The sequence below is a fragment of the Stenotrophomonas sp. K-6 genome (genome assembly GCF_056861555.1).
The window spans coordinates 135,367-159,941 of the sequence record NZ_JBSPUC010000001.1 but is presented as its reverse complement, the minus strand read 5'-3'; the positions used below and the strand labels follow the sequence as shown (position 1 = coordinate 159,941).

General features: G+C 67.4%; 23 protein-coding genes. 7 read left to right on the top strand and 16 right to left on the bottom strand.

The genetic code is table 11. The features are described 5' to 3' along the window. The first annotated feature begins 43 nt into the window (after positions 1-43). Both ilvD and AC13F7_RS00700 read left to right on the top strand, forming a co-directional pair. Positions 44-1,882, top strand: coding sequence for a dihydroxy-acid dehydratase (gene ilvD, locus AC13F7_RS00705; protein WP_482998936.1), 1,839 nt, complete (start codon positions 44-46; stop codon positions 1,880-1,882). Between the two features lie 82 nt (positions 1,883-1,964). Next, complete coding sequence (locus AC13F7_RS00700) at positions 1,965-2,597, top strand: hypothetical protein (protein WP_482998935.1); 633 nt, start codon at positions 1,965-1,967, stop codon at positions 2,595-2,597. A 16-nt stretch (positions 2,598-2,613) separates the two neighbouring features. Here AC13F7_RS00700 and dinG read toward each other — a convergent pair whose 3' ends face one another. The 3 genes from dinG to aroE form a co-directional block, all read right to left on the bottom strand. Further along, the gene (dinG, locus tag AC13F7_RS00695; protein ID WP_481466991.1) at positions 2,614-4,716 is read right to left on the bottom strand and encodes an ATP-dependent DNA helicase DinG; all 2,103 of its coding nucleotides are present in this window, start codon (positions 4,714-4,716) and stop codon (positions 2,614-2,616) included. Positions 4,717-4,857: 141 nt separating this feature from the next. Continuing rightward, positions 4,858-5,220, bottom strand: a complete 363-nt coding sequence (locus tag AC13F7_RS00690) for a hypothetical protein (RefSeq protein WP_481466989.1) — start codon at positions 5,218-5,220, stop codon at positions 4,858-4,860. Positions 5,221-5,230: 10 nt separating this feature from the next. Beyond that, the gene (gene aroE, locus AC13F7_RS00685) at positions 5,231-6,076 is read right to left on the bottom strand and encodes a shikimate dehydrogenase (protein ID WP_346472294.1); all 846 of its coding nucleotides are present in this window, start codon (positions 6,074-6,076) and stop codon (positions 5,231-5,233) included. Positions 6,077-6,128: 52 nt separating this feature from the next. Here aroE and AC13F7_RS00680 point away from each other — a divergent pair, with 52 nt between their 5' ends. Further along, the gene (locus AC13F7_RS00680) at positions 6,129-7,001 is read left to right on the top strand and encodes a TolB family protein (protein ID WP_482998934.1); all 873 of its coding nucleotides are present in this window, start codon (positions 6,129-6,131) and stop codon (positions 6,999-7,001) included. 66 nt (positions 7,002-7,067) lie between these two features. Here AC13F7_RS00680 and AC13F7_RS00675 read toward each other — a convergent pair whose 3' ends face one another. The 4 genes from AC13F7_RS00675 to AC13F7_RS00660 form a co-directional block, all read right to left on the bottom strand. Continuing rightward, complete coding sequence (locus tag AC13F7_RS00675; RefSeq protein WP_284128632.1) at positions 7,068-7,337, bottom strand: SHOCT domain-containing protein; 270 nt, start codon at positions 7,335-7,337, stop codon at positions 7,068-7,070. A 34-nt stretch (positions 7,338-7,371) separates the two neighbouring features. Continuing rightward, complete coding sequence (gene hemB / locus AC13F7_RS00670; RefSeq protein ID WP_313209399.1) at positions 7,372-8,361, bottom strand: porphobilinogen synthase; 990 nt, start codon at positions 8,359-8,361, stop codon at positions 7,372-7,374. A 39-nt stretch (positions 8,362-8,400) separates the two neighbouring features. Next, on the bottom strand, positions 8,401-9,318 hold the full coding sequence (locus AC13F7_RS00665; protein WP_481466984.1) for a bestrophin family protein: 918 nt from the start codon (positions 9,316-9,318) through the stop codon (positions 8,401-8,403). A gap of 134 nt (positions 9,319-9,452) precedes the next feature. Beyond that, complete coding sequence (locus AC13F7_RS00660; RefSeq protein ID WP_482998933.1) at positions 9,453-9,701, bottom strand: hypothetical protein; 249 nt, start codon at positions 9,699-9,701, stop codon at positions 9,453-9,455. A 181-nt stretch (positions 9,702-9,882) separates the two neighbouring features. Between AC13F7_RS00660 and AC13F7_RS00655 the strand changes: the two genes are divergently transcribed. Beyond that, complete coding sequence (locus AC13F7_RS00655; protein ID WP_019185443.1) at positions 9,883-10,341, top strand: hypothetical protein; 459 nt, start codon at positions 9,883-9,885, stop codon at positions 10,339-10,341. A 98-nt stretch (positions 10,342-10,439) separates the two neighbouring features. Here AC13F7_RS00655 and AC13F7_RS00650 read toward each other — a convergent pair whose 3' ends face one another. The 4 genes from AC13F7_RS00650 to AC13F7_RS00635 all read right to left on the bottom strand — a co-directional run bounded on the left by AC13F7_RS00650 (position 10,440) and on the right by AC13F7_RS00635 (position 15,969). Further along, positions 10,440-12,251 carry a DUF885 domain-containing protein gene (locus AC13F7_RS00650; RefSeq protein ID WP_482998932.1) on the bottom strand — a complete coding sequence of 604 codons (1,812 nt, stop codon included), beginning with the start codon at positions 12,249-12,251 and terminating at the stop codon, positions 10,440-10,442. A gap of 79 nt (positions 12,252-12,330) precedes the next feature. Further along, positions 12,331-12,840, bottom strand: a complete 510-nt coding sequence (locus AC13F7_RS00645) for a cytochrome c oxidase assembly factor Coa1 family protein (protein WP_481466979.1) — start codon at positions 12,838-12,840, stop codon at positions 12,331-12,333. A gap of 39 nt (positions 12,841-12,879) precedes the next feature. Then, positions 12,880-15,108 (bottom strand): S9 family peptidase, encoded by a 2,229-nt coding sequence (locus AC13F7_RS00640; protein WP_482998931.1) that lies wholly within the window; start codon positions 15,106-15,108, stop codon positions 12,880-12,882. Positions 15,109-15,279: 171 nt separating this feature from the next. Next, on the bottom strand, positions 15,280-15,969 hold the full coding sequence (locus tag AC13F7_RS00635; protein WP_482998930.1) for a glutathione binding-like protein: 690 nt from the start codon (positions 15,967-15,969) through the stop codon (positions 15,280-15,282). 108 nt (positions 15,970-16,077) lie between these two features. Between AC13F7_RS00635 and AC13F7_RS00630 the strand changes: the two genes are divergently transcribed. From AC13F7_RS00630 to AC13F7_RS00620, 3 genes are all read left to right on the top strand, one after another. Next, positions 16,078-16,713 (top strand): TIGR00645 family protein, encoded by a 636-nt coding sequence (locus AC13F7_RS00630; protein ID WP_123729872.1) that lies wholly within the window; start codon positions 16,078-16,080, stop codon positions 16,711-16,713. A gap of 187 nt (positions 16,714-16,900) precedes the next feature. Next, a complete protein-coding gene (locus AC13F7_RS00625) occupies positions 16,901-17,896 on the top strand; it encodes an energy transducer TonB (RefSeq protein WP_481466973.1) in 996 nt (331 codons plus the stop codon). Between the two features lie 191 nt (positions 17,897-18,087). Continuing rightward, positions 18,088-18,783, top strand: coding sequence for a transposase (locus AC13F7_RS00620; protein ID WP_482998929.1), 696 nt, complete (start codon positions 18,088-18,090; stop codon positions 18,781-18,783). 120 nt (positions 18,784-18,903) lie between these two features. On the opposite strand, the gene AC13F7_RS00615 is transcribed toward AC13F7_RS00620, so the two are convergent. From AC13F7_RS00615 to AC13F7_RS00595, 5 genes are all read right to left on the bottom strand, one after another. Continuing rightward, positions 18,904-20,088 carry an ABC transporter permease gene (locus tag AC13F7_RS00615; RefSeq protein WP_482998928.1) on the bottom strand — a complete coding sequence of 395 codons (1,185 nt, stop codon included), beginning with the start codon at positions 20,086-20,088 and terminating at the stop codon, positions 18,904-18,906. Then, on the bottom strand, positions 20,085-20,831 hold the full coding sequence (locus AC13F7_RS00610; protein ID WP_123729868.1) for an ABC transporter ATP-binding protein: 747 nt from the start codon (positions 20,829-20,831) through the stop codon (positions 20,085-20,087). Before AC13F7_RS00610 ends, AC13F7_RS00615 begins: the two co-directional genes overlap by 4 nt. A 34-nt stretch (positions 20,832-20,865) precedes the next feature. Beyond that, complete coding sequence (locus tag AC13F7_RS00605; RefSeq protein ID WP_482998927.1) at positions 20,866-22,374, bottom strand: alpha/beta hydrolase; 1,509 nt, start codon at positions 22,372-22,374, stop codon at positions 20,866-20,868. 131 nt (positions 22,375-22,505) lie between these two features. After that, positions 22,506-23,675, bottom strand: a complete 1,170-nt coding sequence (locus AC13F7_RS00600; RefSeq protein WP_482998926.1) for a GGDEF domain-containing protein — start codon at positions 23,673-23,675, stop codon at positions 22,506-22,508. A gap of 94 nt (positions 23,676-23,769) precedes the next feature. Then, a complete protein-coding gene (locus tag AC13F7_RS00595; RefSeq protein ID WP_482998925.1) occupies positions 23,770-24,519 on the bottom strand; it encodes a ferredoxin--NADP reductase in 750 nt (249 codons plus the stop codon). Positions 24,520-24,575: the final 56 nt, after the last annotated feature.

Sequence of the window (24,575 nt, the reverse complement as noted above, 5' to 3'; positions counted from 1 at the left end):
GCTGAAACGCGCCCCCACGGCCCGCCAGATCCTGCCAGCCACCATGCCTGAATACCGCTCCCGCACCTCCACCGCCGGCCGCAACATGGCCGGCGCACGCGCCCTGTGGCGCGCCACCGGCATGACCGATGGCGACTTCCACAAGCCGATCATCGCCATCGCCAATTCGTTCACCCAGTTCGTGCCCGGCCATGTGCACCTCAAGGACCTGGGCCAGCTCGTGGCGCGCGAGATCGAGCAGGTCGGCGGCGTTGCCAAAGAGTTCAACACCATCGCGGTGGATGACGGCATCGCGATGGGCCACGACGGCATGCTGTATTCGCTGCCCAGCCGCGAGATCATCGCCGACTCGGTGGAGTACATGGCCAACGCGCACTGCGCCGATGCGCTGGTGTGCATTTCCAACTGCGACAAGATCACACCCGGCATGCTGATGGCCGCGCTGCGCCTGAACATCCCGGTGGTGTTCGTCTCCGGTGGACCGATGGAAGCGGGCAAGACGCGCCTGTCCGAGCACAAGCTGGACCTGGTCGATGCGATGGTGATCGCCGCCGATGAAAGCGCCAGTGATGAAAAGGTCGCCGAGTACGAGCGCAGCGCCTGCCCCACCTGCGGATCGTGTTCGGGCATGTTCACCGCCAACTCGATGAACTGCCTGACCGAAGCGCTGGGTCTGTCGCTGCCCGGCAACGGCTCGACGCTGGCTACGCATGCCGACCGCGAGCAGCTGTTCCGTCGCGCCGGCCGCCTGATCGTGGAGCTGTGCCACCGCTGGTATGGCGGCGAAGAGATCGGTGCACTGCCCCGCGGCATCGCCACCCGCCAGGCGTTCGAGAACGCGATGACGCTGGATATCGCGATGGGCGGCTCGACCAACACCATCCTGCACCTGCTGGCGGCGGCGCAGGAAGCGGAAGTCGACTTCGATCTGCATGCCATCGACGCGCTCTCGCGCCGTGTGCCGCAGCTGTGCAAGGTCGCCCCGAATACGCCGAAGTACCACATGGAAGACGTGCATCGCGCTGGCGGTGTGTTCGGCATCCTCGGCGAACTCGCGCGCGGTGGCCTGCTGCATACCCACGTGCCGACCGTGCACAGCCGCACCCTGGCCGAGGCGATCGCACGCTGGGATGTCGCGGTGAGCACCGATGAGAAGGTGCACGATTTCTTCCGTGCCGGTCCGGCCGGCATCCCCACCCAGATCGCCTTCAGCCAGGCCACGCGCTGGCCGACACTGGACGTGGATCGCGCCGAAGGCTGCATCCGCGCGGTGCAACACGCCTATTCGGCCGAAGGCGGGCTGGCGGTGCTGCGCGGCAATCTGGCCGTCGATGGCTGCGTGGTGAAGACCGCTGGCGTGGACGAGTCCATCCATGTGTTCGAGGGCACAGCGCGCGTGTTCGAAAGCCAGGACGCCGCCGTGCAGGGCATCCTTGCCGATGACGTGGTGGCCGGCGATGTGGTGGTGATCCGCTACGAAGGCCCGCGCGGTGGCCCGGGCATGCAGGAGATGCTGTACCCGACCAGTTATCTGAAATCCAAGGGGCTGGGCAAGCACTGCGCTCTGCTCACCGACGGCCGTTTCTCCGGCGGCACCTCGGGCCTGTCGATCGGGCATGCCTCGCCGGAAGCGGCCTCGGGCGGCACCATTGGCCTGGTGCGCAACGGCGACCGCATCCGCATCGACATTCCCGCACGGCGCATCGATGTGCTGCTCGATGACGCCACGCTGGCCGCACGCCGCACCGAACAGGACGCGCTCGGCTGGAAGCCGCGCGAGGCCCGCCCGCGCAAGGTCACCGGTGCGCTGAAGGCGTATGCATTGCTGGCCACCAGTGCTGACAAGGGTGCGGTGCGGGACCTGGCCAAGCTGGAGGACTGAGGACGCCACCGCAGGCTCCCGACTTGACCTGAGTGAAGCACTGGCAAACACTCAGGTCAGACCTCTGCACAAGGATGTGACGATGCACGGCACGCGTTCGCTGCTGATACTGGCCTTGTCGGCCGCCGCATTGCCGGCCTTTGCCGACGACTGTGCCGTCGATCGCGCTGCCATGCTGGCCTTGACCCCGGATCAGTTCGATCAGGACCTGCAGGGCGGCTGGCGACCGATGGCGGAGAACGCCAAGTGCCAGCTCGCTGCTGCCGATCTCATCGCGGCCTATCGTGCGCAGCCCAAGGCCGTCGGCAACACCACGATGATCTGGCATGAAGCGCAGATGCGCGCGCAGGCCGGTCAGGACGCGCAGGCGGTGGCGCTGATGCGCCAGACCTACAAACCCGCACCCGATGCCGGCGGGTGGAATCCGTACGTGGATGCCAGCATCGCGCTCATCGAAAAGGACCGCCCGGCCCTGGCCGCCGCCCGCGCAAGGCTGGCGGCGGTGCCGGCGCCGCCCGCGGCGGACGTCACGGACGGGTTCCTCCAGGTCACCCTCTCCAGCGGAGAGAAAATGAAGGTCGCCTGGCCGCCCAATCTCGATGTGGTCGACGGATTTGTACGGTGCTTTGGCCAGAGCTACCGCCAGGCCTATTCCAGCCAGGCCTGTCGCCATCCCGAGGCGGCAGCCGTGCCGGATCGCAGCGCGGCCGACTGACCTCGTTACTCCCCGATCAGCCGATCACCCGCTTGAACGGCGGCAGTGAATCGATGATGCGCTTGCCGTAACGTCGGGTCAGCAGCCGCGAATCGAGGATGATCACGCGGCCGGTATCGGTGGAGGTGCGGATCAAGCGGCCGGAGAACTGGGTCAGCGTGCGCAGGGCGTGCGGGATCGCGATCAGGTTGAAGGCGTTCAGGCCGCGGCTCTCGAACCACTCGCTCAGCGTGGAGGTCTGCGGGTCGGTCGGCACCGCGAACGGCACCTGGGTGATCACCACCGTGGTGCAGGCTTCGCCAGGAAGATCCAGGCCCTCGCCAAAAGAATTGAGCCCGAACAATACCGAGCCCTCCCCGGCCGAGGTGCGCCGCAGGTGCTCGTCGATCATCTTCTGCTTGGCCGTTTCGCCCTGCACCAGCACCTGCTTGCGCTGCGCGGCCGGCATCAGCTCGGCCACCTTTTCCATCTTCCAGCGCGAGGTGAACAGCACGATGCTGCCCTTGTCCCAGTCCAGTTCCTTGACCAGGTACTTGGCCACTTCCTTGGGATGACCTTCCTTGTCATCCGGGGTCACCGGAAACGCCGGCACGATCAGCTGCGCCTGGTTGGGCAGATCGAACGGCGATGCGAGCGAAACCATCTCGGCCTCGGCGGGAATGCCGTTGTCGATCGCCAGCGCCTGGAAATCGCCGCCGCCGGTGAGCGTGGCCGAGGTCATCACCACCGAGTCCACTTCATCCCAGAGCAGCTTGCGCAGCACATTCGCGGCCGAGACCGGCGAGCCGTGCAGGACCAGGTCGCCATCGCGCGAGAGGGTGATCCAGCGCGCGGTTGGCGGCTGGCCCTCCTTGTCTTCGCGGCGCCAGCCGGTCCACAGGTTGTGCTGCTGCTCGATCATCTCCAGCGCCATGCCGAGGTTGCGCTGCAGGCGCTCGCGCGCGGCGTCCTCGGGCTTGCCCTTGGCCACCTGCGTCAGCGCGGCGTGCGCCCAGTTGAACAGCGCGCGGGTATCGTCGGCGATGGCCTCGATGTCCGGCATCCAGATGTCCGGCAGGCGGCCATTCGGAGCGCGCCACATCGGTTCCTGCGCGGACGGGTCCGGCCGCCAGCTGCGGTCGATCACATCGCGGAACGCCTTGAGCTGCTTGCTGACCTTGGCGGCAGCCTCGATGGCCTCGTTGGGCAACAGGTTGCCCAGCTTGTCCTTGTCCACCGCGCGGTAGGACGCAGCGATCAGCACCTGCAGACGGCCGGTGCGCTTGGCCATTTCGTCCAGCGCGAGGCTGGCCGCGCCCTGGTCGATGGCGACGTTGCCGATGTGATGCCCTTCATCAAGCACCAGCAGCATGTCCGAGGGCGGGGCGATCAGCGGCTGGCCGTTGTCGCTCTCGCCGATCGACAGCGCCGACAACAGCAGCGCGTGGTTGGTCACCACGATCTGCGCCTCGCGCACGGTGTTGCGCGAGCGCAGCACCGCGCACTGCGCCGAGTACGCGCACTTGCGCCCAGCACAACCGGAGGCCGGCGTAGTGATGCGCGAGCGCAGCGTGTTGCTGATCGTTTCCGGCGCGTTATCCAGGTCACCATTCCAGCGGCCTTCGAGAAACGCTTTGCTCAACGACTGCGCCAGATCCATCTCGATCGGTGCCAGCGGCCGGTCGAACAGCGGCTGCTCGTCCTCGAACATGCCTTCCTGCGCGCCATCGCCATGCGCTTCAGCGGCGTTGCGGGTGCACAGGTAGCGGGTGCGGCCCTTGGCCAGCGCCACGGTGGCTTCGATGCCGGTGGCCTTGAGGAAATTGGGGATGTCGCGCTCGACCAGCTGCGACTGCAGCGCCACGGTGCCGGTGCTGATCACCAGTTTCTTCTTGGTCGCCAGTGCGATCGGTACGCCGGCGGTCAGGTAGCCCAGCGACTTGCCGACGCCGGTGGGCGCTTCGACCACGCCGACGCCGCCACTGTGCGAGAGCGCACGCGACACCACGCCGATCATCTGGCTCTGCGAGCGCCGGGTACTGAAGCCGGGCGTATTGGCCTGCAGCTTGGCGTAGGCGTCGCGGATGCCGGCCTTGAGTTCGTCGTTCAGGGCGCGGGGGGCTTCAACTTTTTCGGTCACGCCGGGGGACTGCCTGACTGGATCACGGCCCCCATTTTCTCACGAGCCGGGGGCCGTGACCGGCGCCATTTTCCGCGCCGGTTCATATCCGTGACGCGGCCCACGCCAATACTGTGGGCCGCGACGGGCGGCTGCACCCGCTCAGCGTGGCGGCAGCGGCGCAGCGGGTGGAACGGCACGGCCACGCAGCGCGCGGGTCATCGCCCAGACCAGCAGGACCAGCGCAAGCGCCTCGAACAGGTTCAGCGTGAAGTGGCCGACGCCGAGCATCGTGGACATCATCTGCAGATTTCCGTAGTTGCCCTGCTGCACCAACCACATCGGCACCAGGTTCAGCACCAGGCCGGCCAGGGTGGTCAGCGCCAGCAGGCCCAACGCGCTCAAGGCCACGCTGCGGATCGCACCACGCGGGGTATCCACCACCCAGACCACCGCGACCGCCAGCGCGATCAGCACCGGCAGGCGCCCGCCGACCATGGTCAGCATCGAGATCAGCAGGTCCATGTCCATCGGCTCAGTCCTCGCCCGCCAGCGGGGCCAGCTGGGTACGCAGCTCGGTGTAGACCGCATCGGTCTGTGGGCGCACCGCGTGCCACTGCAGGAAGCTCTCGGCGGCCTGTTCGACCAGCATGCCCAGCCCATCGACGATGTTGCGGCAGCCGGCCGAGCGCGCCCACGCGGTGAAGGCAATCGCGGCCTCGCCGTAGTTGAGATCGACCGCGGTGGTCATGCTGTTGACCAGCGACAGCGGCAGCTTGAACTCCGCGGCGCGGTCGCGGCCGGCCGAGGTGGCGTTGATGATCAGCTCGAAATCGCCCAGCTCGCGGATGTCTTCCCAGTAGCGGGTGATCGCGCGGCCCGGCTCGCCCATCGCATCGATCAGCGCATCGGCACGTTCCGGGGTGCGGTTGACCACGACCAGTTCCAGGATGCCCGCATCCAGCAGGGCCGGGGCCACGCTGCGGGCCGAGCCACCGGCGCCGATCAGCAGGGTGCGGCGGCCGCGCAGGTCCAGCCCGTGGCGGTCGGTGAGGTCACGGACCAGGCCGATGCCATCGGTGGTGTCGCCGTGCCAGCGGTCGCCCTTGCGCAGCAGCGTGTTGACCGCACCGGCGCGACGCGCGCGCGAGGTCAGCGTGGTGCACAGCGCGAAGGCGGCTTCCTTGTGCGGCGCGGTGATGTTGGCGCCCACGCCACCCTCGGCAGCGAAGGCTTCCAGGGCGGCCAGGAACTCGCCCGGCGATGCCTCGATCGCACGGTAGTCCAGCGCCAGGCCTTCCTGCCGGCCGAACGTGGCATGGATGTGCGGCGACTGCGAATGCGCGATGGGCTGGCCGAATACGGCGTAACGGTCGGTCATGGGTGTCCTGCTCCGGGCCTAGAATGGAACGCAAACCCCAACGGACGCAATGATGCGCATTCCATTGTCTCTGCTCGCGCTGAGCGCCAGTTTACTCTGCACACCCGCCGCGATGGCGCTTTCCGAATTCGGCATCGAGGGCATGGGCGTGGTCTCGACCAAGGCCAACGAAGCCCAGGCCACGATCGCGCCGGATGGCCAGCGCATCGTGTGGGCCAGCGACCGCGCCGGCGGACACGGGGGTTGGGACCTGTGGCAGGCGGTGCTGCGCGAGGGGCGCTGGCAGGACCCTGCCCCGCTCGCGCTCAACAGCGCCAACGACGAGCGCGACCCGTACTTCAGCCACGATGGCCGCTGGCTGTACTTCGCCTCCAACCGCAGCGGCGGAAAAGGCGGCTTCGACCTGTACCGTGCCCCGGTGACCGCCGACGGCACCCTCGGGGCCGTGCAGGCCCTGCCGGCGCTCAACACGCGCGACGACGAACGGGCGCCCGCGCTGCGTCCGGATGGGCGCACGCTGCTGTTCTCACGCAACGGCAAGCAGACCCAGGGCGGCTTCGATCTGTATCTGGCGCCGGTGCAGGGCGAGGGATTCGGTACCGCGCAGGCACTGCCGGCCCCCCTCAACACGGCCGCCGACGAACGTGGGGCGGCGTGGCTGGACAATCACGGCGCACTGGCGTTCACCCGCGCGAGCGACGGACATTCGCAGGTCCTGCTGGCGAGCTGCGATCACCGCCAGGCGGCGGTGCCGCTGACGCTGTCATTCAATACCGCCGACGGCCAGACCGGCGCGCCAGTAGTGGACGCGTCAAAACCTTCGGAGATGGTCCTGGCTGGCATGGCACCCGCACCGCGTGCCGGCGGGCTGGATCTGTACCGGATCAAGGCGCCGTCAGCGCCCCAAGGTCCGGGCTGCGGTTGACGTTGCGGGGCCGAAAGGCAGCCACGCGTGGCGTGGCTCTACCCGTGGAGATGGCGCCGCCCAGCGTCAATGGCCCTGCAGCAGCTCCGCGCGCAGCTGCTCGTACTGCGCTTCGCTGATCTCGCCGTGATCCTTGCGCTGGTTCAATGCCGCCAGCTGCGCCTGCAACGCGGGCGACAGCTGTGCCTCACGCGCGATGCGGGCGGCGGCGGAGGGTTGCTCCGGTGCCTGCCGCGCGGCGCGGCGCACGCCACGGATCACCAGCCCGATGACCACGGCGAAGGCGAGCACGCCGGCCGTCCAGGTCACCCACTGTAGCCATCCCATCGTCTGCATCATTGTCGTCCTGTATCGGGGTGGGCGCGTATTGTCAGCGCTCGCGCAGCCAACGCGCCACCTGCGGGGCGAAATAGGTCAACACGCCATCGGCGCCGGCGCGCTTGAAGCCGATCAGCGACTCCATCACGCAGGCCCGCTCGTCCAGCCAGCCATTGGCGAAGGCCGCCTTCATCATCGCGTACTCGCCACTGACCTGATAGGCGAAGGTCGGCACGCCGAACTGCTGCTTCACCCGGCGCACCAGGTCCAGGTAGGGCATGCCCGGCTTGACCATCACCATGTCCGCGCCCTCTTCCAGGTCCAGCGCGATCTCACGCATGGCCTCGTCGCCGTTGGCCGGGTCCATCTGGTAGGTCTTCTTGTCCGCCTTGCCGAGGCCGGTGGAGCTGCCGACCGCGTCGCGGAACGGACCGTAGAATGCCGAGGCGTACTTGGCCGAGTAGGCCATGATGCGCACGTTGACGTGGCCCGCGGCATCCAGCGCGCGGCGGATCGCACCGATGCGGCCGTCCATCATGTCCGAGGGCGAAATGATGTCCACGCCCGCTTCGGCGTGCGACAGCGACTGCTTGACCAGTGCCTCCACGGTGATGTCGTTGAGCACGTAGCCCTTGTCATCGATGATGCCGTCCTGGCCGTGCGTGGTGTACGGATCCAGCGCAACGTCGGTCATCACGCCCAGCTCCGGGAAGCGCGACTTCAACGCGCGGATGGCGCGCTGTGCCAGGCCGTTCTCGTCCCATGCCGCCGCGGCATCGAGCGACTTGCCGGCCGGATCGATCACCGGGAACAGGTCGATCACCGGGATGCCCAGTTCCAGTGCTTCTTCAGCGACCTTCAGCAGCTCATCGATCGACAGCCGTTCCACGCCCGGCATCGAGGCCACCGGTGCGCGACCGGCGAGCTCGTGCACGAACACCGGATAGATCAGGTCGTCGGTGGTCAGCGTGTTCTCGCGCATCAGACGGCGCGAGAACTCGTCGTGACGCATGCGGCGGGGGCGGTAGTCGGGGTGTGCCATGAGGAACTCCGGAACGGAATGCAGGAAAGAGTGCAGGAACTACTGCAGCAGGTAGTGCCGCGGTTGCAGCGGCTCGGGCAGCGGCTGGACGCCCAGGCTGTCGAGCAGATCGATTTCGACGGTGCGCACCATCGCATCCAGCGGCAGGTCGTTGGATTCCAGCCCGAACGGCTCTTCCATCTCCTCGCCGAGCTGGTCCAGGCCGAAGAACGCGTACGCCAGCACGGCGGAGACCACCGGCGTTGCCCAGCCGAGCGAGCTGGCCAGGCCGAACGGCAGCAGCACGCAGAACAGCCACGCGCACCGGTGCAGCAGCAGCGTGTAGGCAAACGGCAGCGGCGTGGTCAGGATGCGCTCGCAACCGGCCTGGATGCTGGACAGCGCATGCAGGCGCGTTTCGAACTGGGTGTACAGGTACGGATCCAGCTGACCGGCGCGCAGCGCCTGGGCCAGGTCGGTGGCGATCATGGCCAGCAGCTGGTCGGGCGCGTTGAGGCGCTGGCCGAACCGCGCGCGATCGGCCTCGGGTACCCACGGCAAAGCCGCCAGCGCCATGTCGCGGCCGCGCAGGCGGGCAGCCAACGCATGCGCGAAGCCGATGCACAGCCGGCACACGCGGTCACGCAGCGCTGGATCGTCGACCAGCAGCGCCTGGCACAGGCGGGCCAGACTGCGTGATTCATAGATCAGCTGGCCCCACAGCTTGCGACCTTCCCACCAGCGCTCGAAACAGGCGTTGTTGCGGAAGCTGAGGAAGATCGACAGTACCAGGCCCAGCAGCGTGAACGGTGCCACCGACACGCGCTCGATGCCCGGCGGATGCCACAGCTCGGCCAGGGCGGCGACGGCGATGGACAGCAGCAAAATCGCCACGACCTTCGGGGCCACCGCCGGAACGATGGAGCCGCGCAGGATGTAGAGCAGTTGCCAGCCGTGGGGACGAGGACGAATGATCATCGGTGCAGGGAGAGCGCCCGGACGGGCGTGGACCGCCGGCCGAGCCGGATGCGGCAGCCGATCATTCTACGCCGATGGTGCCGGGCGGCCGTGAGCTGCGACGGTCGGTCGCACCCGGGCCGCGTACGGGCCGCTCAGAGGATGCCGCCACCCAGCCCGAGCCGGACGATGCCCACCACCACCACGATGCCGTTGAGCACCAGCCCGGTCCAGGCCCGGCCGCGCTTGCTGGCGTGGGTGAACAGGATGCCGATCGCGGCGATGACCGCGCCCACTGCGGCGAACGGGATCAGGAACCAGTTGCCCCAGCCCAGCAGCGGGATCAGGGCCACAATCATCCAGAGCAGCGCGATGATGCCCCACAACAGACTGATCAATCCCATGCCCGGCTCCTTGAGGTGAATGCGTGGCCCACCATAGCGGTTCCCGGCGCAGGCGCAAGCGGCATCGAGACGCCGTTGGCGGCGGCCTCACCGAGCCGGTGCTAGGGTGCGCTGGCAGGGGTTGGGACCGATTCAGTCGCCAGCGCCGATCATCCCAGCCATCACACACAGGGGTAACGCCATGAACATCCGATGCGCTGCATTGCTGGGCCTGGCGCTGCTCAGCGCCGGTTGCGCCAGCACCTCCAAGGTCATGCTCGGCCAGGCGCGTGCGCCGGTCGATCCGGCCACGGTGCAGATCTACTCCACCCCGCCGGCAGGGTCACAGGAAATCGCCCAGCTCGAATCGGCCAGTGCGGTCGGTTTCGGCACGCAGGGCCAGACCGATGCGGCCGTCATGCGGCTCAAGCGTGAAGCGGCCGCCCTCGGCGCCAACGGCGTGATCCTGATGGGCGTCGGCTCCAGTGGTTCGCCGGTGGGCATGTCCGTCGGTGCAGGCAGCTACGGCTCGCACGTGGGTGGTGGGGTCGGCATCGGCATCCCGACCACGCAGAAGCGCGCGGCCGGCGTAGCCATCTGGGTGCCGAATCCGCCGCCGGCACCGCGCCTGCCGACGCAGACGATCACGCCGCAGCGGTGATGAGAACCGCAGCAACCACGACCGTTGGTCGTGGCTGCTGTTGGATGTGGCGACGGTAACCGCGCACCGACCAACGGTCGGTACCTACCGCAAACGCGTCAGCGTTTGGCCGCGCTTTTGTACTTCGGCACGAACACATCATTGACCGCCTTGGCCAGCTGGTCCGGCGGCAACAGGCCCTGGTCGAGCAGGAAGTTGTTGAACGCCAACCGGTCGAACCGATCGCCGAGCGCCAGCTCGGTCTGCATGCGCAACTCAAGAATCCGGGTGTAGCCGTAGAAGTAGCTGCCGGCCTGACCGGGCATGCGCACCATGTAACGGTCCAGCTCCTGCGTGGCCATCGCCTTGGACAGGCCGACCTCATCGATCAGCACGCGCTCGGCGTTGGCCCGGTCGATCAGGCCGAGGTTGAGCATCGGGTCTAGCATCGCGCGCGCGGCCCGCAGCAGGCGGAACTGCAGCGCGATGAGCTGCCCGTCCAGCGGCTCGTACGGCACCATCTCCGCTTCGGCATACAGCGCCCAGCCTTCCACGTTGACCGAGTTGAACGCGAACATCGTGCGCGCCAGCGAGATGCCGCGCTCGACCATCGCAGTGAACTGCAGTTCGTGACCCGGGCGCCCTTCATGCGCGCTCAGCGTCCACGCGGCCGAGCTGAAGTTGAAATCGTCGTACTGCGCGGCCTTGTCGCCGGCGGCCGGGTTGCCCAGCGGCAGCACGAAGGTGCCCTGCTGCCCGGTGTTGCCGACCAGCGGCGCCGGCAGGAAATGTGGCGCCGGGGAGGCAGCGCTTTCGGCGGCCGAGCCCAGGCGCATCTGCATCGGACGCTGCGGCACGTCGACGATCTTTTCCTTGCGGATGATCGGGTCGATCGCATCGATCACGCCGCGGTAGTGGTGCTCGAGCTGATCGTCGGGAATCTTGTCGCCCTTGAGCGCGCGAACCACCGCCACCGGATCGGTGCTGTCGGCAACCTTCAGGCCCTTGGCCTGCACCACCAGCGGCGCCAGCTGGCGCATCGCCGAGCGGGTCTCCATGAACTCCAGCTGGGCACGCTGCATCAGCAGCGCCGGGGCGATGTCGATGCCCACGCGCTTGAGCTGGTAGGCGTACAGCGGCTCGGGCAGGCGCGCATCGGTGCGGGCCTTGGGCAGCACCTCGCGACGGGTCCAGTCGCGGTACTCGCGCAGCTGGCTGGCGATGGTCTGCAGCGCCTGCTCGGCGCCGGCCACCTTGTACTTGCCGAACAGCTGCTCGATGCCGGTGATGTAGGTATCCACATTGGCCAGCGACTGCTCGACTTCGATCTTCGTCGGCTGCAGCAGGGTCTTGTCGCCCAGGCGCTCTTCGTAGCGCTGGCGCGACAGCGTGGTCACCGGCTGCGTGCCCGGGGCAAGCCCGGCGTAGGCCTTCAGGCGATCCAGCGCCTTGGCGCGGCGCTCGGCCGGCACCTGGTCGGACAGCAGCAGGTTGAGGCCGCTGAACACCGTCTGCGGGGTATCGCTCCACGGCAGCAGGTACTTCTCGTTGAGTTCGCTGCCCTCGATGTTCTGGTTGGCGGCGGCGATCATGATTGCCAGGTCCTGACGGACATTGGGATCGCGCTCGGTGGCGAGCTTTGCCTGCAGCTCACCGCGGGCCTTGGTCATCGCCGCGCGGTAGCGGGCGCCGTTGTCCGGGCCGAAGTCGGCCACCTTGTCGTCATAGCCCGGCACGCCGAAGAAGCCGGTTTCTTCCGGCTGGAACGGGCCCTGCGCATCCAGCAGGATCTGCGCCAGCTGGTTGCTGCGGGTGACCCAGGCGGGCGAAGCGGCGGGCTTGGCGACCGCCGGGGCGGCCAAGGCCGGCGGGGCCGACAGCGCGGCGGGAACGGACAGGGCGAGCGCGACAGCGAGGACAAGCGGCTTCATGCAGGAACTCCAGGGCAGGATGCCTGCGACCCTACGCACTCACGCCCGGCGCGGCAATCGGCCGGAGGTCATGGCGTGCTCAGATGCCCAGCGAGGCGGGCGACGGCGGACACTCGCCCTCGGCCCGGCACTCGGCCAGCGCGCAGCGCTCGGCGGCCTCGGCATCATCCAGCGCGGTCAGATCGATGGCCTCGTTGGCATCGGTGACCACATACAGCATCGGGTAGTCCCAGTGCTCGCCACTGCGCTTGGCATTGAGGAACAGGCGGCCCTTCCCTTGTGGACCGCTCACCCCGATCACGAACTGGCTCTGCCCATTGGAATGCATCGAGCCAGCAGGCAGGTAACCATCGCGCAGGGGCTCACCCAGCGCTTCGACCAGCTCGACGTTGCAGCGCGCGCGGCGCATGGCCTCCTGGTAGGGCGTGCTGGATTTGCTCCAGTACGCCCACTGCGACAGCGCGAACCACACCGCGCCCGCTGCCGCCGCAATGCCAAGCACCACCGCCAATGGCATGGCCCAGCGCCAGTGGCGTCGCCACCAGCCGGTGGGCACGGTGGTACCAGGAAGTGCGGGCGGCAATGTCATCGGCAAACTCCTTGTCAGGCCGGTGGCAGGAACGGGGGATCAGGGCGCCAGGCAGCGCCCCAGGAAGTCCTCGGCCAGGCGGTAGCGGTGCAGCGCGTTGCTGCCCGACAGGCCGTGCTTGGCACCGGGGTAGGTCATCAGTTCAAACGGCTGGCCGCGCTTCTGCAACGCGCTCATCAACACGGTGGAGTTGGTGAACAGCACGTTGTCATCGGCCATGCCGTGGATCAGCAGCAGGCGCGAGCGCAGGCCGTCGATATGCGCCAGCACGCGCGCTTCTTCATAGCCCTTCGGATTGTTGCCCGGCAGGTTCATGTACCGCTCGGTGCAGTGGGTGTCGTACAGGCCCCAATCGGTCACCGGTGCACCGGCCACGCCGCAGGCGTAGCTGTCCGAGGCCTTGGCCAGCAGCATCAGGGTCATGTAGCCGCCGTTGGACCAGCCCTGCACGCCGATGCGCGCCGGGTCGACCCACTTCTGCTGCTTCAGCCAGGCCACGCCGCGCAGCTGGTCGGCCACTTCCACCGTGCCCTGCACGCCGTACAGCGCACCGCCGAAATCACGGCCGCGACGGGGGGTGCCGCGGTTGTCCAGCGAAAACACCACGTAGCCCTGCTGGGCCAGGTACTGGTTGAACAGGTGATCGCCACGGCCGGGCCAGCTGTTGGTGACCGTCTGCGAAGCCGGACCGCCGTAAACGTACACCACCACCGGATAGCGCTTGGCCGGATCGAAACCGGTCGGCTTGATCAGGCTGTAGTGCAGTTCGGTCTTGCCGTCGGCGGCGGTCAGGGTGCCGAACTCGACCGGGCGCTGCGCATCGAGATAGCGCGCATACGGATGCGTCGGGTCTTCAAGATTGTTCTCGACCAGGGTGGCGATCTTCTCGCCGTTGGCACGGTGCAGCGCGATCTGCGGCGGCGTGGTGGTGTTGGACCAGCTGTCCACGTAGACGCTGGCGTTGCGCGCGAAACTGGCGGTGTGCATGCCCGGGGCCTGCGACAGACGCTGCGGCGCGCCGCCCTGCAACGACACGGCGTACAGCTGGCTTTCGCGCGGGCTGTCCATGCCGGCGCGGAAGTAGACCCTGCCTGCGTCTTCGTCCACCGCCAGCAGCTCGTCCACCGGCCAGTGGCCGGCGGTCAGCGCGGTGACGGTCTTTCCGTCATCGGAGATGCGGTACAGGTGCTCGAAACCACTGCGCTCGGACGACCACACAAAGCCACCCTGCTTGAGGAAGCGCAGGCTGTTGTGCAGTGGCACCCAGGTCGGCGAGGTTTCGGTCACCAGCGTGCGCTGCTGGCCGCTGGCCAGGTCGGTCTGGATCAGTTCGAGCGTCTTCTGGTCGCGCGACTGGCGCTGGAAGGTCAGGTGCTTCGGGTCGCGCCAATCGACGCGGGCCAGGTAGATATCGGGGTTGCGGCCGAGGTCGATCCAGCGCGGCGTGGCGTTCCGGCGCGGCGCGATCACCGCCAGCTTCACGGTGACGTTGTGATCGCCGGCGGCCGGGTAGCGCTGCTCGATCATCTCGGTGCGGTCGGCATACATCTCGTAGCGTTTCTGCACCGGCACCGGCGATTCATCGATGCGGGCGAAGGCGATCGCCGAGTCATCCGGCGCCCACCAGTAACCGGTGTGGCGGTCCATTTCCTCATCGGCGACGAATTCGGCCACGCCGTTGCCGATGGTGTCGCTGCCATCGCCGGTGAGCTCGATCTGCTGGCCGCTCGCCAGATCGATCACCCACATGTTGCGGGCGCGCACGAAGCTGACGAAGCCGCCCTTCGGCGAGAGCTTGGCATCGGTGGCGAAGCCTTCACCGTGGGTGAGCTGGCGCACCGCGGCCTTGCCCTGCTTGCTCAGGTCGTACAGGTACAGCTCGCCGCCGAGCGGGAACAGCAACGTGCGCGCATCCGGCGACCACTGGTAATCCACGATGCCGGTCATCGCGGCGATACGCTGGCGCTCGCGGCGGGCCTTTTCGGCGTCGCTCAGGGTTTCCGTGCCGGGCAGCACCACCTTGGAATCGACCAGCAGATGGGTCTGCCCGCTGGCGATGTCGTACGCCCACAGGTCCAGCTGGTTGCGGTCCGCATCCTTGCCGCGCAGGAAGCTGACCTGCGAGCCGTCCGGGGCCACCTTGGGTTTCATCAGGGTCGGGCCGGACAACGGCAGCGGGCCGGTGATGGCATCCAGGGTCAGTTTTTCTGCGTGGGCGAGCGAGGTCGAGGCGAGCATCAGGGCGAGCGAAGCAAACAGGTGGCGCATGGAGGGTTCCGGCAGCGTCTGGGCAGTCCCCGGCCAGGAAAACGGCACGGGGAACGCTTCATCCTAACCAAAACCGTTCGGGTCGTGCCGGGGGCCGGCGGGTGTCCGGCCGCGCGCACCGCTGCGGGACGCCGGCCAGCGGCCGGCACGACCGGCCAAGCGACCACCGCGTCAGCGCTGGCCGAACAGGTGCTTGCGCTCTTCCTCGCTGAGTGGCTTGCCGGCCTGCGGGTTCACCTTCTCGCGCAGCGCATAGGCGCGCTGGGTGGCCGGCCGGGCGGCGATCGCGTCATGCCAGCGTTTGAGGTTGGGGAAAGCGCTGAAATCCACCGGGAGCTTGTCGTAGGCCCCGATCCAGGGGTAGCTGGCCATGTCGGCAATGCTGTACTCATCGCCGCCGAGGTAGGCACTCTGCGCCAGGCGCTTGTCCATCACCCCGTGCAGGCGGCGCACTTCGTTGTTGTAGCGCTCGATCGCATAGGGAATCTTTTCGGGCGCGTAGACGTTGAAATGGCCCATCTGCCCGCTCATCGGGCCGAGCCCGGCCATCTGCCAGAACAGCCATTCCAGTACGGCCACGCGGCCACGGGTGTCAGCGGGCAGGAAGCGGCCGGTCTTCTCGGCCAGGTACAGCAGGATCGCGCCGGACTCGAACACGCTTTGCGGGGCGCCGCCGTCGGTGGGCTGGTGGTCGACCAGCGCCGGCATCTTGTTGTTGGGCGAGATCGCCAGGAACTCAGGCGTGAACTGGTCCCCGGCGCCGATGTTCACCGGCTGGATCCGGTACGGCAGCCCGGTTTCCTCCAGCATCAGCGTGACTTTGTGGCCATTGGGGGTAGGCCAGTAGTACAGATCGATCATGGCGACGGCGCTCGCGAAGAGGGAATCCCGAGTCTAGTCCGTCACTCGGCTTGGCAGGGTCAAGCCGGACCGTTACGCTGCGCCGTCCCCGCAACGCAGCATTCCAGCATGAGCTCGACCCAGACCCCCATCAGTCCCCTGTCCTCCCTGATCTTCGCCTCGCGCTGGCTGCAGCTGCCGCTGTACCTGGGCCTGATCCTGGCGCAATGCGTCTACGTGTTCCTGTTCGGCAAGGAACTCTGGCACCTGCTGCACAAGGCCAACAGCATGGGCGAGCAGGAGATCATGCTGCTGGTGCTGGGCCTGATCGACGTGGTGATGATCTCCAACCTGCTGGTGATGGTGATCGTGGGCGGCTACGAGACCTTCGTATCGCGCCTGCGCCTGGAGAACCACCCCGACCAGCCGGAGTGGCTGAGCCACGTCAACGCCAGCGTGCTGAAGGTGAAGCTGGCGCTGTCGATCATCGGCATCTCCTCGATCCACCTGCTCAAGACCTTCATCGCGGCCGGCACCCTGGACGGCCTGCCGTCGTGCAACAGCCCCGACTACATTTTGGCGGTACAGACGGCCATCAGCACGGTCGGTCCGAGCGCTGCGGCCGCCTTCAAGTGCGCGCCCCTCACCTCCACCGGCGTGATGTGGCAGACCATCATCCATGCCGCCTTCATCCTGTCGGCCATCGGCATCGCCTATACCGACAAGCTGATGAACGGCACGCCGAGCAAGACCCTGTCGCACTGAGGCTTGCCCGGCAGTGGCGGCATCGGTGAGGATGCCCCCTGCCTTCACCGCCTGGCCCCCGGGCCGGGCGGGGTGATGCTAGATTGCATACCTGCGGGTCCGCCGTGGACGTCGGGAAACGTCCATGGCCTTCGGTCGGCCTGACCGCATCAGGCCCTACGTATCGTCGTCTTCAAAGGGGAGTTGGATGTCGCACGTCAAGACTCATGGCCCGGCGCGGCTGTTCGCGCCGATGATCCTGTTGGTGGCCCTGTCGGCCTGCTCGGGCAAGGACGAGACCGCACCGGCGACGCCGGCGGCCCCTGCAGCCCCTACTGCTGCCCCGGCCGCACCGGCGGTGTCGGCCAAGGTCCAGTCGATGGGCACCGAGGAACTGCGCGAGCTGGCCAGCAAGGCGCTGCGCGAGAACCGCATGTACGCCCCGGCCGGCGACAATGCCATCGAGTATTACCTGGCGCTGCGCGACAAGACGCCGGATGACGCCTCGGTCAAGAGCGCACTGACCGATCTGCTGCCCTACACCCTGATCGCCGCCGAGCAGAACCTGAGCCGCGAGGACTTCGCCGAAACCCAGCGCCTGGTCGCGCTGATCGAGAAAGTCGACCCGACCGCCCCGGCGTTGCCACGCCTGAAGCAGGGCATCAGCGGCAGCATGCAGACTGCGCTCAAACGCACCCAGGAAGAGACCGACAAGGTCAAGAAGGACGCCGAGACCCGCGCCAAGCAGCTGGTGGAACAACAGCGACTGGCGCAGCAGCAGACCACCGAAGCCGAGGCCGCGCGCCAGATCGCCGCGCAGCAGGAAGCCGCGCGCCGTGATACGCAGGATGCCGAGCGCCAGGCCACCGCCCGTCGCGAGGCCGAACAGCGCCAGCAGCAGGCGGCCGCCCAGCAGGCGGCGGCGACCCGCCAAGCCGCCGCCGCACCAAGCCTGCGCCCGGTCAGCACGCCCGCCCCGCGCTACCCGGCCGACGCGCTGCGCTCGGGCATTTCCGGCGAAGTACTGGTCGAACTCACGGTTGGCACCGACGGCTCGGTGACCGCCGCCCGCGTGCTGCGCGCCACCCCGGCCCGCGTCTTTGATCGCGAAGCACTCAACGCGGTCAAGCGATGGAAGTTCGAGCCGGTCGGTGCCCCGGTCACGACCCGCCGTACGCTTGCCTTCGCGCCGGAAGGCGGTTGATCGCGGCGTCACGTTGGATGACGAAAGGCCCGGGGCGATCCGGGCCTTTTTCTTTAACGGGGACGGAGGTAGTTAATGACAGGGACGGAGGTAGTTAAGCGCGCTTGTCTGACGACTGAGCGCGCCACGGGCCTACCGCTTTTTCCTGCGTGGCTCTGCAAGGTAATGGCTCGCCCTCAACGCAGCCGACCATGCCCCGCTCTCCCCGCTTGGTTCTCCCCGGCATCCCGCTTCATGTCATACAGCGCGGCGTCAATCGTGCTGCGTTGTTCGTCGACGACGAAGATCGGCGTCATTACCTGCGCCTGTTGCGCAACGCCTGCCGCAGGTGCGGGGTCGCCATTCACGCGTTTGTGTTGATGGGCAATCACGTCCATCTGCTGCTCACACCGTCCGCAGCGGAGGGGCTGGCCCCAGCCATGCGACAGTGTGGGCAGAACTACGTGCAGTACTTCAACAAGCGACATGTGCGGAGCGGTACGTTGCTGGAGGGCCGGTTCAAATCGTGCCTGGTGGATTCCGATGGTTACCTGATGATGGTGCATCGATACATCGAGCTGAATCCGGTACGGGCCGCGATGGTGGCGTTTCCAGAAGAATATCGATGGTCCAGCGTTCGGGTGTACCTCGGCCTTGAGCACAACCCGATGCTGACACCACATCCCTGCTACACCCTTCTAGGCCCAACGCCGGAAGCACGTGCGAAGGCCTACGGCGAATGGCTGCGGGCCAGCATTCAACCAGACGAACGAGAGCGGATCGTGGCCTACGTCGCGCAGGAGCGCGCGTTGGGCAGCCCGCGCTTCCAAGACATGGCAGGGCGGGCATTGCAGAGGTCCGTGGTCTGCAGGCCTGCGGGAAGACCGGTCAAGAAGACGGGCGACTAGCAGACTATCGGTCAGCGTCCCGGAACCACCTGACACCCCCGAATTAACTACCTCCGTCCCTGTTATTAACTACCTCCGTCCCCGTTAAGAAGAAGGGCCCCTTGCGGAGCCCTTCATGCATCAACCCGAGATTGCCAACCGCTCCTGATGGTAGCGGCGCACGGCGGCGTACCAGAACAGGGCCGCAAGCCCGAAGCCCGCGCCGAGGTAGACCGCCCACATCTGCGGGCTGATCGTTTCGTGGCGGATGATCTTGAGCAGCATCTGGTTCTGCGCCAGGAACGGCACCGCGAACTGCCACAGCTCACTCTTGATCGGGTACACCATCAACGCATACCCCGGCAGCATCGGCAGCAGCATCAGCCAGGTCATGTGACTCTGGGCTTCCTTCATGCTCTTGGCCGCTGCCGACAGAAAGGTCAGCAGCGAGGTACCGATGAACAGCATCGGCAGCATGATCAGCAGCATCTGCAGCATCGGCACGAAGCCCATGTTGAGCTGCCGGCCTACCCCGCCGGAGGAAAGCTGCGCGCTGATCTTGAAGGCCGCCAGCGTCAGCAGCAGCGACGCCACCCCGACGGCGCAGGCCGCGGCGATCTTGCCGCTGACGATCGCACTGCGCGGTGCCGGGGTGGCGAGCAGCGGCTCCAGCGATTGCCGCTCACGTTCGCCGGCCGTGGTATCCATCACCAGGTAGGCACCGCCCAGGAACGAGGTGATCGTCAGCAGGATCGGCAACAGCACTGACAGCATCATCCCGCGCTTGGCTTCGGCCGTCGCCAGGTCCTGAGCGGCAACGTCCAGCGGTCGGGCCACCTGTGCATCGATACCGCGCGCCAGCAGGCGCAGGGCGCCGACCTGCTGACTGTAGCCGCCCAGCGCCGCCTCCAGGCGGCTGCTGGGAATATCGGCGGCGCGGCGGGTGCTGTCCTTGATGATCTCCACCAGCGCCGGGCGGCCGTCGGCCCAGTCCCTGCCGAATTCCGGGCTGATGCGCAGCGCCACATCAATCCGCTGGCTGCGGATCGCCTCGGTGAGGTCTTTCGGTGCCTCGGTCGCATTCAGACCCTGCGATGCCAGGAAACGCACCAGATTGGGGGCATGCTCGCCGCCGATCATCGGAATTTCCAGCGGCTGCTCGATCTGCGTCTTGACCCGGCTTTCGGCCAGCTTGCTCATGCCCAGGATCAGCACCGGGTACAGCAGCGGCCCCAGCAGCAGCGTCAGCGCGAGCGTGCGGCGGTCACGGGAGAGATCGCGCAGTTCCTTGCGCATCACGGTCAACAGCGTGGCGAACGAACTCATGCGTGCAATCCTTCTTCGGTACCGATCGCCTTGACGAAGGCATCTTCCAGGTTGCTTTCCCCGGTCTGTGCGCGCAGCTCATCGGCGCTGCCGGCCGCCATCACCGTGCCCTGGGCGATGATCACCACGTGGTCACACAGCGCAGCCACCTCCTGCATGATGTGGCTGGAGAAAATCACGCACCGCCCCTCGTCGCGCAGTCCCCGCAGGAACCCGCGCAGCGCGCGCGTGGTCATCACGTCCAACCCGTTGGTGGGCTCATCCAGGATCACGTTGCGCGGGTCGTGCACCAGGGCGCGGGCGATCGCGGTCTTGGTGCGCTGGCCTTGCGAGAAGCCTTCGGTCTGACGGTCGAGGATGTCGTCCATCTCCAGCGCCGTGGACAGCACCTTGGTGCGCTCACGGATCCGCGCCGCGCTCAGGCCGTGCAGCTGGCCGAAGTAGGCGATGTTCTCGCGCGCGGTCAGGCGCTTGTACACCCCGCGTGCGTCCGGCAGCACCGCCAGCTGGCGGCGCACCGCGACCGGGTCCACCGCCGCGTCAATGCCATCGACCAGCACGCGGCCCTGATCGGGCGCCATCAATGTGTACAGCATGCGCATGGTGGTGGTCTTGCCGGCACCGTTCGGGCCGAGCAGGCCGGTGATGCGGCCGTCTTCGGCGTGGAAGCCCACGTTCTGGACGGCCTGGATCAGGCCTGTCTTGGTCTTGAAGGCTTTATGCAGATTCTCGGCGACGATCATGCGCGCACCTCCCCGGTGCGGGTCGAAGTACGGTTCATGGGGCCCACCCGTTGAACGAGGTGAAGGCGGGCACCGGGCTGAGGGTATCCAGGCAGGTGGCATCGAGCGACTTGGCATCCGCCGTGTCGATGAACTGCCCGAGGATGCGCGGCATGCAGCCGGCGTTGATCGTCCCGTGGCCCTGCCCCTTGGCGAGCAGATGACGGCCGTTGGGCAACTGCTTGACCACCTGCTCGGCGTAGCGCGGCGGTGTCACCGGATCGAACTGGCCCGACAGCAGCAGCACCGGCAGCGTCGAGGCGAACGGCGCGGTGAAATCCTTCGGTCGCGAGCCGGCATTCCAGGCCGGGCATGCCGCGAAGAACATGCGCGCCACTTCCGGGCCCAGCACGCGGTCGCCCTGCGCACCTTCCTGGTAGCGGTCGGCATCTTCGGCGCACAGCACCGACCACTGCATGCCACGGTTCATCTGCACGCCGAGGGTGCGGCTGGCCATCTTGCTCAGCGACATCAGCGGCGCATAACGGCCCTGTGCAGCTTCATCCAGCATGACCGGCAGCAGCGAGGACAGCTCGGGCATGTACGAGAACATGAAGGCCAGGGCGGTGACCGAATCGGCGGTCAGTACGCCATGCTCTGCCTGACCGGTGCCCGGGTTGCGGTAGTCGACCTCGACCGGCGCCTTGGCCAGCGTCGCCATGACGTTGCGCAGCTGCGTGCGGGTATCCACCGGGAAGCGCTTGGCGCAGATCGGATCCTGGCGGCACTGCGCCGACTGCAGGGTGATCGCATCTTCAAAGGTATTGGCGAAATCGCCGCCGACCACCAGGTCGTTCGGCACCACGCCATCGATCACCACCGTACGGGTGTGCTGCGGATAGCGCGCGGCATACTGCTGCGCCACGCGTGTGCCATAAGAGCCACCGACCAGGTTGACCTTGTCCACCCCGAGCGCTTTGCGCACCGTATCCAGATCACCGATGGCCTCGGTAGTGGTGTAGAAGCGGGTGTCGGCGCGGCCGGTCAGCGACTGCGCGCACTGGCGGGCGTACTCCTCGATCAGCGTGGTGCTGGGCGCCGCGTTCTCGTCCAGCGGCAATTCCTTGCCTTGCGCATCCAGGCAGGTGAGCGGATTGGACTTGCCGGTACCGCGCTGGTCGATCAGGAAGATGTCGCGCTGCTTGCGCACGTCGCGAAGTGCCGTGTTGACCGGTGCGGCAACCTCCGTGGCGGCCTGGCCCGGGCCACCGGCGACGAAGAAGACGGGGTCGCCGTGACCTGCGCCATCGTTGCCGGCGCTCAGCCAGGCGATGTTCAAGCCGATCTTGCGACCGTCCGGTGCCGCCGGGTTTTCCGGCACCTGCAGCGTGGCGCACTGGGCCTCGACATTCGCGCTGGCCTGCGCACTGGTCAGGGTGCAGGGCTGGAAGGCCAGCGTCCCGAAGAGGCGTTCGGCCGCCTTGGGCGTCGCCTCCGGGGCAGCCTGACAGGCCGACAGCAGCAGAACCGCTGCGGTGGCCAGGGGACGGCAGGGAAGTCGCATGGTCGATCTCGTCCTGGAGTGAAGGGTCTCAGCATGCCATGACGACTGCGCGGTGCGGATGTGACCGGGCGCATGTCGGCCTCCGTGTCGTGCGGCGTACGAACGTTCTCCTGCGCACCTCCAAAGACGCGTCAGTCCGCCAGAGCCGGCGCTGCGCTGATGGTGCGGTCGCGCCCCTCTGCCTTGGCGCGGTACAACGCCGCATCGGCATCGCCGAGCAGGCGTGCGATGTCCTCGCGGCCCGTATCCATGGCCATCCCGATGCTGGCAGTGACTGGCACCTGCATGCCGGCCACCTGGGCCGGTGACTCGCGCAGCACACGCCGGATGCGGTCTGCGCACTGCAGGGCCTGCGCGGCGTCCGTCCCCGGCAACAAGAGAACGAACTCCTCGCCGCCATACCGGCCGAGCAGGTGCTCACGGTCGGCCACGCAACCGGCCAGTGCATCGGCGACATGTCGCAGCACCGCATCGCCTGCCAGATGGCCCCAGCGGTCATTGATCCTCTTGAAGTGGTCCACATCCAACAGCAACAGGGCCAGCGGCCGTGGCGTGCGGCGAACCGCGTGCAGCAGGTTGGCCCCATCGGCGAGCACGGCACCGCGGTTGAGCAGGCCGGTCAATACATCCGTGCGCGCCAGCCGCTGCAGATCGACCAGCATCCGTTCCACCAGCAGCAGCACCAGGGCAAAACAACGGGCCAGTTCAAGTATCAGCCCAGCCAGATACGTAGCGAACACCGGCGAACCGGCACGCATGATGTCCTGCCCCGCATCCGCCGCCACCGGCAGGAACAGCCGGATCAGATACAGCACCGTCTGCGCGCCGAACACGGCCGCCGCCAACCGGCAACTGGTACGCTGGGCAGGCGGCGCATGGCGCAGGAGCATCCACGTCATCCAGCCGTTGAGCAGCACCGCGAACACGCTGAAGACGTCCAGCCGGATGACCAGGCTGGGGTGGACCAGCAGAAAGAATGCGATGGCGCCCAGATAGATGATCGACAGCGCTGCCGGCTTCCAGGCCGGCAGGCGATGGCCCAGATGGCGGGCGACGCCATACAGCATCAACACGCCGGACAACGCCACCGCGGCATTGCTGGCCAGGATGCTGGAGACCTGCGGCAGGCAGGGCCGCAGCGCGATCAGGGTGAGGCTGACCGACAACAGCCACAGGCTGGCCGTCCACAGGCGCAGCGCTGGCTGCCGCCGCAGCACCAGCAACAGCAGTGAAAAGCCCATGGCGATGCCCAGGCACAGCAGGAAACCGAGCACGGCAATGGTGGGGAAATCCAGCGGCATCGTATCCATCGGCAGAGGTGGCGCGGCGCATCTTACCGCCCGCCACGCGCCGATGCCGCTGGCGGCCATGCCCTGAGGCACGACCGCCGGGGGACTACTTGCTGCTGACGTACTTCTCGCGCCGCACCTGCGGCGTGGGGAGCCCGGCGTCTTGCAGCGCCTCGAAGGTGGCATCGACCATGTCCGGGTTGCCGCACAGGTAGGCGATGTCGGTGGCCGCGCTCGGGGCGAACTCGGCCAGGTGCTGCTGCACGTAGCCGTGACGCACGTCAGGATGCGGGTTCTCGGGCAGCTCGCGGGACAGGCAGGGCACATAGCGGAAACCCGGGTGGGCGGCCGCAAAGGCATAGAAGTCCTCGCTGTAGAGCAGCTCGGCCGGCGTGCGGGCGCCCTGCAACAGGACCACCTCCACCCCGCGCTCGGCCATGGCGGTCGCCAGCAGCGGCAGCATCGAGCGGTACGGGGTGACTCCGGTGCCGGTGGCGATCAGCAGATACCGGGCGTTCTGGTCGCCCGGCTGCAGGCAGAATCGGCCGAACGGGCCGCTGGCGCTGACGTGGCCGCCGATGTCCAGGCCCTCGAACAGGGCCGTAGCGGCACCGCCGGGGACGAAACTGACCGCGATATCGACCGCGTCACCCGCGCCAAGAGCGTGATCATGAATGGTCGCCAGCGAATAGCTGCGCTTGGTAGCGGTGCCATCGGCGTACTCGAAATGGACCTGGATGAACTGGCCGGGCTGGAAATCCAGCGGCTGGCCGTCATCACGCAGGAACTGGTAATGGCCGATGGTCGGCGCCAGCATGCGCCGGTCGACCAGTTTTAGGGGGAATTGGGCAGGCACGACGTTTCGGGACAGTGTGTAGCCGGGGCGAGCCCTCGGGGTCTTCTATAATAGCC